Raw genomic sequence first — 7,239 nt, forward strand, 5'->3', positions numbered from 1 at the left:
CCCCTCGTCCGCCCGCCCGGTGCGCAGCGCCACCAGCCCCGCCCCGCGCCACGCTTCGGCCGGCGCCCCCGGCAGCGCGATCGCCTCGCGGTAGAAGCCTGCCGCCTGCGTCATATCCGCCGGCTGTCCCCGCGCCCGGTACAATTCGCCCCGCGCATACAGCAGGTCCGCCGTCCACCCGTCATGCGCGAGCGCCGTCAACAGGAAGTCGGTCGCACCCGTGTCGTTCAGCTTCACCTGATCGTCCACCAGTTGCGGCCACCACGGCGCCAGCGCGGCACGGTATGCCTCGCGCCCGTCCTGGCCGGTCGCGCCCACCGCCAGCGCATGCAAGGCCGCGATCCGCTCCGCGCTGGGCGGATGCGTGGCGAACAGCCCGCCGCTGTCATTCTTGCGGCTGCGCGTGTGGCGGGCGGCGGCGGTCGCGTCCTGCTCCGCGCGCAGTTGCTCCCACACCTTCTCCGCCTCGCGCGGGTCATACCCCGCCTTGACCATCAGCGGCACCGATCCCGCATCCGCCTCGCTCTCCATGGCGCGCGAGAAGCGGAAGATCGCGCCGATCAGCCCGAACTGCACCGCGCCCATCGCCGCCGCGCCGGCGAGTCCCGGTACCGGCAACGCCGACAGCCAGGCCAGCGCGTTGGCCTTGCCCCGCATGTCGCGCAGGTTGCGCAGCGAGTGCTGCCGCATGAAATGCGCATATTCGTGGCCCAGCACCGCGGCCAGTTGCGCCTCGTTGCGCACCCGCAGCAACAAGCCGGTATTCACCATCATCATGCCGGTCGGCGCCATCGAGGCGTTGAACTCGGCGGTTCGCACCAGATAGATGCGCACGCCCTGGCACGCGGCGGCGTCCACCATCCGGCAGAAAACGTTGCGGACATAGTCGTTCAGCGAGGGATCGCGGATCACGAACGCGCTGGTCCGGAAACGCCGTTCCAGCTCGTCCACCTCCATCCACAGCCCGCGCTCGTCCTTGTCCACGGGTTGGTAGCCCATGCCGATGCCCGCGCCGGGTGCGGCCTGTTCGGCACCGCCCGGCGCCGCCGCGATCAGCCCCAGCGCTGTCAAGGCAAGCGCCGCGCGCGCGATCATTTCGCCGCGACCTGCGATCCTTGCGCCGTCGGGAACTCGGCCAGCAACTGCCCGACGCGTTTGGCGGCGCCTTCGTCGGTCCGCACGTCACCACCGGATCCTGGATCGACGTTGAACCACACGATGTTGCCGGTCTTCAGGTCGACCAGGGCGGCATAGCTTTCATGCACGCCCGCCTGCATCACCGCACCGACCGCCAGCGCCGCGAAGATCTGCAACGCCTTGCGCCCTGCCGTACCGTAGGCGTCATGCGTCGACAGGAACAGGGCATAGTCGCCGCCCCCGATCGGCCCCAGCCTCGCCGCGCCCGGGCCCAACGTCCAGTCGAACCGGTCCTTCTTGGTCGGCAGACTGGCCGCCGGATTCATCTTGTGCTGGACGATCGCGCCCGCCACCGTGCGGAACAGCGCCTGATACTCGGCGACGAGCTGCCCGGCCTCGCCGTCCTGCTCGGCCAGGAACACCGCCTCGTTGCCGGCGGCCTGCTGATTCGCCTTTACCTGTGCGACCAGCTTGTCACGTGCCGCGGCGGTCCAGTCGGCATTCGCCTCCTCGACCCCGCCCGCGCCCATCGCCCCCACCTTTACATCGGGCCGAAACACGATGATTCGCACCGGCTTTGCAGCGTCAAAGCGGAAATTGCGGTCGAAGCGGATCTTGGCATCCGCCATGCCCGGCACGAGCAGAAGCACCGCCGCAAACGCGACGAACCAGCGCGATGACATCGATAAAACCCCCCGGTTTTCCGGCCCGCTTCGCGAACCGTATCGAAGCCTAATCCGGGGTCATTGGGGCGGGCAAGCGCAGCTTCTTACAAGCGCCTGCCCGCCTCGTAGGTCAGCCCAGCGCCTTCTTCAGCAAGTCGTTGACCACGGCCGGATTTGCCTTGCCGCCCATCGCCTTCATCGTCTGCCCGACGAAGAAGCCGAACAGCGCCTCCTTGCCGCCGCGATACTGGGCAAGCTGGTTAGGATTCTTCTCCAGCACGCCCGCGATCACCGCCTCGATCGCCCCGGTGTCGCTCGTCTGCTTCAGCCCGCGCTCCTCGACGATCTTCGCCGCGCCGTCGCCCGTCTCCAGCATCACCTCGAATACCTGCTTGGCCAGACTGCCCGACAGCGTGCCGTCCGCCACCAGCGCCAACAGCTCGGCCGCCTGGTCTGCGCTCACCGGGCTGTTCTCGATGCTCTTCCCCGTCCGGTTCAGCGCCCCGAACAGTTCCGACGTCACCCAGTTCGCCGCGGGCACCGGCTTCGCGCCCGTCTCCAGCAGCGCATCGAACCAGCGCGCCGCCTCCACCTCGGCGGTCAGCACATTGGCGGCATAGGCGCTGATCCCCAGCGCTTCGTAACGCTTGCGCTTGGCGTCGGGCAGTTCGGGCAGGCTGGCGCGGCACTCCTCCAGAAACGCCTCCTCCAGTTCCAGCGGCAACAGGTCGGGATCGGGGAAGTAGCGGTAATCATGCGCATCTTCCTTGGACCGCATGGAGCGCGTCGTGCCGCTCTCGACGTTGAACAGCCGCGTTTCCTGAACGATCTTGCCGCCATCCTCCAGCACGGAGACCTGGCGCTTGGCCTCATACTCGATCGCGGCCATCACGAAGCGCACCGAATTGACGTTCTTCGTCTCGGTTCGCGTGCCGAATTCATCGCCCGGCTTGCGCACGCTGACGTTCACGTCGGCGCGCATCGATCCTTCTTCCATGTTGCCGTCGCACGACCCCACGTAACGCAGGATCGCGCGCAGCTTGCGCAGATAAGCCCCCGCCTCCGCCGGCGAGCGCATGTCGGGCCGGCTGACGATCTCCATCAGCGCCACGCCCGAGCGGTTCAGGTCGACATAGGAGCGCGTCGGATGCTGGTCATGCATCAGCTTGCCGGCATCCTGCTCGACATGGATGCGCTCGACGCCGATCGACTTGACCGATCCTTCGGGGTCCTTCTCGTCCAGCGAAATCTCGATCGCGCCTTCGCCAACCAGCGGGTGATACAGCTGGCTGATCTGATAACCCTGCGGCAGATCGGCGTAGAAGTAATTCTTGCGATCGAACCGCGACCAGCGATTAATCTGCGCATCGATCGCCATGCCGGTGCGCACCGCCTGCCGGATGCATTCGCGATTGGGTACGGGCAGCATGCCAGGCATCGCCGCATCGATCAGCGACACCTGCGTATTGGGCTCCGCCCCGAACGCGGTCGCCGCGCCTGAAAAGAGCTTTGCCTGGCTCGTCACCTGCGCATGCACCTCCAGGCCGATCACGACCTCCCACTCACCGGTGGCGCCCTGGATGCGGTAGGTTGATTCCGTCATTTCGCTTCCTGCCCAATTCCGTCGGAGCGTTCGGTATCGGCCAAGCCTTCACAGCGGCGACCTTTGCTCCACACATGCAAACGAGGTCCAACCGATGACCCCATGTTCTTCGTCACAGCCGCACTTTGACGTCGGGCCGGTGCATCGTCATCGCGTTGACGACGATACCCGGCCGCGTCGACAACCAAGCTGACCAACTCAAGAAAACCCTCAAGAAGATCGGCTCCGTCCAAAGCTTACCACCACGCCTCGGGCCGCGCGGTAAAGCCCGCCCGCTGCTCGATCGCCAGGCTGGCGTTCAGCACGCCCTGCTCGTCCAGCGGCTTGCCGATGATCTGCAGGCCCAGCGGCAGTCCGGCCGCGTCCAGTCCGCCCGGAACGCTCATCGCCGGTAATCCGGCAAGGCTCGCCGGCACGGTGAACACGTCGTTCAGGTACATCGCGATCGGATCGGCCTGCTTCTCGCCCAGCGCGAACGCCGCAGACGGCGCGGTGGGGGTCAGCAGCACGTCGCACTGCTCGAACGCACGTTCGAAATCGCGCGCGATCAGCGCCCGCACCTTTTGCGCCTGCGTGTAATAGGCGTCGTAGAAGCCCGCCGACAGCACATAGGTGCCGATCATGATGCGGCGCTTCACCTCCGCCCCAAAGCCATCCGCGCGCGTCGCCGCATACATGTCCTGCAACCCCGCGCCTTCCGGCAGGTCGCGCAGGCCGTAGCGCACGCCGTCATAGCGGGCGAGGTTGGACGAGGCCTCGGCCGGCGCGATGATGTAGTAGGCCGGCAGCGCGTACTTCGTGTGCGGCAGCGAGACCTCGACGATCTCGGCGCCCGCGTCGCGCAGCCAGTCGACTCCCTGCTGCCAAAGCGCCTCGATTTCGGCCGGCATGGTGTCGACCCGGTATTCCCTGGGCACGCCGACACGCTTGCCCTTCAGGTCCGCGTTCAACCCCGCTTCCCAGTTCGGCACGTCGAGCTGCAGCGAGGTCGCGTCCTTCGCGTCGAAACCCGCCATCGCCTCCAGCATGATCGCGCAGTCGCGCACGTCCTGCGCCATCGGCCCCGCCTGGTCGAGCGAGGAGGCAAAGGCGATCGTGCCCCAGCGCGAGCAGCGGCCATAGGTCGGCTTGATGCCCGAAATACCGGTAAAGGCGGCCGGCTGGCGGATCGATCCGCCCGTATCGGTGCCCGTAGCACCCGGGCACAGCCGCGCCGCGACCGCCGAGGACGATCCGCCCGACGAGCCACCCGGCGCCAGCGCGGCGTTGCCGCCGTCGCTCCGCCGCCAGGGCGAGATGACGTTACCGAAAGCGCTCGTCTCGTTCGACGAACCCATCGCGAACTGGTCCATGTTCAGCTTGCCGAGCATGCCCGCGCCCGCATCCCACAGCTTTTGCGAGATGGTGGACTCGTACGGCGGCACAAAGCCCCCCAGGATCTCGCTGGCGGCGGTGGTCGTCACGCCCTTGGTGCAGAACAGGTCCTTCATGCCGATCGGCACGCCGGCCAGCGGCTTGGGCGCCTCGCCCGCTGCACGCGCAGCGTCGGCGGCATCGGCGGCGGCCAGCGCATGCTCCGGCGTCTCGACCAGAAAAGCGTTCAGCGCCTTCGCACCCGCTACCTTCGCGTTGAACGCGTCGGCTACCTCGCGCGCGGAAAAGTCGCCAGCGCGAAAGCCGTCGCGGATGCCGGCAATGCCCAGATTGGTCACGTCGCTCATTATTCAATCACCTTGGGCACCGTGAAGAAGCCATGTTCGGCCTGGGGCGCGCCGGCCATCAGCGCGTCGCGGATGCCGCCGCCGGTCAGCGGATCGGCGTTCACCACGTCATCGCGCAGCCGCAGCGTGTTGGGGATCACCGCGGTCATCGGCTCGACGCCGCTGGTGTCGACCTCGCCCAGTTGCTCGATCCAGCCCAGGATGTTGCCCAGTTCGGGCGCCAGCCGGCTGGCATCCTCGTCGGTGATCGCGATGCGCGCCAGGCTCGCGATCCGTTTCACGGTTGCAGTATCTACGGACATGCCCCTGCGGCTACAATGCCGCCATCATCCACGCAACGGTTTTGCCACGTGCTGCCGATTGCAACCTGCGCAACGCTGCGGCACGGAGTTGGCGGTTGCGGCAGCGATACTATTGCTGCACTGCACAACGGAGATATGATGTGGCCCGCAAATTCCTCTACGTCGTCGCGGGCCTCATCGTGCTCGCAATAGCCGCGACCTTCGCCTACCGGCTGTTCGGCAACCAGTTGCTGCGCTGGTCGACGGTGCCCGCGGAGTCGTTCCAGATGCAACCCGCAGCACCGCCATCGCTCTACGATCGCACCGCTTCATGGCTCGCCCGCCCCGAACTCGCGAACAACCCCGCGCAGTGGACGCCCGCCGGCCACACGCCCGCCAAGCCTGGAACGGGTGCGGCGATCTTCTTCATCCACCCGACCTCCTATATCAGCAAGGCGAGCTGGAACGCGCCGCTGGACGATGCGGAGACCAACGATCGCACCGCGCTGTTCCTGCGTGGTCAGGCCAGCGCGTTCAACGCGGCCGGCGATGTCTGGGCACCGCGCTACCGCCAGGCGACGTTCGGCGCCTTCCTGACCAGCGCGGCGGATGCCGAACGTGCGCTGGCGCTCGCTTACGGCGACATCGACGCGGCCTTCGATTCGTTTCTGGATACGATCGGCCCCGATCGCCCGATCATCCTTGCCGGGCACAGCCAGGGCGCGCTCCACCTGACGCGGCTGCTGCGTGACCGCGTGGCGGGCAACGCCGTCCTCGCCCGCCGCATCGTCGCCGCCTATGTGGTCGGCTGGCCGGTCTCGGTCACCACCGATCTGCCGCGCATGGGCCTGCCCGCCTGCGCGACCGCAGACCAGACCGGCTGCATCCTGTCGTGGCAGACCTTTGCCGAGCCCGCCGATCCGTCGCTGATCCTCGACGTGTATGATCAGACGCAAGGCTTCACCGGCGCGCCCCGCCGCGACACGCCGATGCTGTGTACCAACCCGCTGACCGGTACGCCGGACGCGACCGCACCCGCCACCGCCAATCTCGGGACGCTCTATCCCTCGCGCGATCTCAAGACCGCGGACCTGCTCCCCGGCCGCGTCGCGGCGCGCTGCGGTGATCGCGGCTTCCTGCTCATCGGCGACGGCCCCAATGTCGGTCCCTATGTGCTGCCGGGCAACAACTACCACGTCTACGACTACAGCCTGTTCTGGGCCAATGTGCGTGCGGACGCGAACCGGCGCCTGGCGGCCTTCACGAAATGATCACGCTCGACCGCAACAGCTTCCGCGAGGCACTTCCCAGCGGCGGCCGCCTGCTGGGCCTCGATGTCGGCACCAAGACGATCGGCACCGCGCTGTGCGACGCCGGCTGGAGCTTCGCCAGCCCCGCCACGCTCGTTCGCCGCACCAAGTTCACCAAGGACAAGGCGCAACTGGCCGAGCTGATTGCCAGTCAGTCGGTCAAGGGCCTCGTCATCGGCCTGCCGCTCAACCTCGACGGCAGCGAAAGCCCCCGCTCGCAATCGACGCGCGCCTTCGCCCGCAATTGCGAGGATCTGGGGCCGATCCTGCTTTGGGACGAACGCTGGTCCACCGTCGCGGTCGAGCGCATCATGATCGAACAGGACATGAGCCGCGCCAAACGCGCCGAAAAGATCGACAACTTCGCCGCCGCCCATATCCTGCAAGCCGCCATCGATGCGCTGACGATGGGGTAGGCGTGGAGGCGGGCGCCACTCCCTCTCCCCTCCGGGGAGAGGGTCGGGGTGAGGGGCCGCCAAGCAGCGCAACACTGCTGCCCCCCTCACGGCTACGCCGCAGGTT

At 67.5% G+C, this 7,239-nt stretch carries 7 protein-coding genes; 2 read left to right on the plus strand and 5 right to left on the minus strand.

Translation table 11 applies throughout. The annotated features are described in order from the left end of the window. From Q0U08_RS15590 to gatC, 5 genes are all read right to left on the minus strand, one after another. A partial coding sequence (locus Q0U08_RS15590; protein ID WP_298092448.1) for a M48 family metallopeptidase occupies positions 1-1,095 on the minus strand: 1,095 nt, incomplete at its 3' end. Next, entirely contained in the window at positions 1,092-1,820 is a 729-nt protein-coding gene (locus Q0U08_RS15595; protein WP_298092450.1) for a hypothetical protein, read from the minus strand. The genes Q0U08_RS15590 and Q0U08_RS15595, both read right to left, overlap by 4 nt. Positions 1,821-1,932: 112 nt before the next feature. After that, the gene (gene gatB / locus Q0U08_RS15600) at positions 1,933-3,405 is read right to left on the minus strand and encodes an Asp-tRNA(Asn)/Glu-tRNA(Gln) amidotransferase subunit GatB (protein WP_298092451.1); all 1,473 of its coding nucleotides are present in this window, start codon (positions 3,403-3,405) and stop codon (positions 1,933-1,935) included. Positions 3,406-3,641: 236 nt separating this feature from the next. Beyond that, positions 3,642-5,126 carry an Asp-tRNA(Asn)/Glu-tRNA(Gln) amidotransferase subunit GatA gene (gene gatA / locus Q0U08_RS15605; protein ID WP_298092453.1) on the minus strand — a complete coding sequence of 495 codons (1,485 nt, stop codon included), beginning with the start codon at positions 5,124-5,126 and terminating at the stop codon, positions 3,642-3,644. Continuing rightward, entirely contained in the window at positions 5,126-5,428 is a 303-nt protein-coding gene (gene gatC / locus Q0U08_RS15610; RefSeq protein ID WP_298092455.1) for an Asp-tRNA(Asn)/Glu-tRNA(Gln) amidotransferase subunit GatC, read from the minus strand. Before gatC ends, gatA begins: the two co-directional genes overlap by 1 nt. 140 nt (positions 5,429-5,568) lie before the next feature. Here gatC and Q0U08_RS15615 point away from each other — a divergent pair, with 140 nt between their 5' ends. Together Q0U08_RS15615 and ruvX are read left to right on the plus strand one after the other, a co-directional pair. Then, positions 5,569-6,678: a DUF3089 domain-containing protein gene (locus Q0U08_RS15615; RefSeq protein WP_298092457.1), complete on the plus strand. Its 1,110-nt coding sequence runs from the start codon at positions 5,569-5,571 to the stop codon at positions 6,676-6,678. Continuing rightward, positions 6,675-7,133, plus strand: a complete 459-nt coding sequence (gene ruvX / locus Q0U08_RS15620) for a Holliday junction resolvase RuvX (RefSeq protein ID WP_298092459.1) — start codon at positions 6,675-6,677, stop codon at positions 7,131-7,133. The genes Q0U08_RS15615 and ruvX overlap by 4 nt, the downstream gene beginning before the upstream one ends. The last annotated feature ends 106 nt before the right edge of the window (positions 7,134-7,239 follow it).

The organism is uncultured Sphingomonas sp. (genome assembly GCF_946477935.1).
Taxonomy (GTDB): domain Bacteria; phylum Pseudomonadota; class Alphaproteobacteria; order Sphingomonadales; family Sphingomonadaceae; genus Sphingomonas.

Bases quoted from the DNA above. Each gene is read 5' to 3' on its own strand.
- Q0U08_RS15595 (WP_298092450.1), bottom strand. From the start codon at position 1,820: ATGTCATCGCGCTGGTTCGTCGCGTTTGCGGCGGTGCTTCTGCTCGTG.
- gatB (WP_298092451.1), bottom strand. From the start codon at position 3,405: ATGACGGAATCAACCTACCGCATCCAGGGCGCCACCGGTGAGTGGGAG.
- gatA (WP_298092453.1), bottom strand. From the start codon at position 5,126: ATGAGCGACGTGACCAATCTGGGCATTGCCGGCATCCGCGACGGCTTT.
- gatC (WP_298092455.1), bottom strand. From the start codon at position 5,428: ATGTCCGTAGATACTGCAACCGTGAAACGGATCGCGAGCCTGGCGCGC.
- ruvX (WP_298092459.1), top strand. From the start codon at position 6,675: ATGATCACGCTCGACCGCAACAGCTTCCGCGAGGCACTTCCCAGCGGC.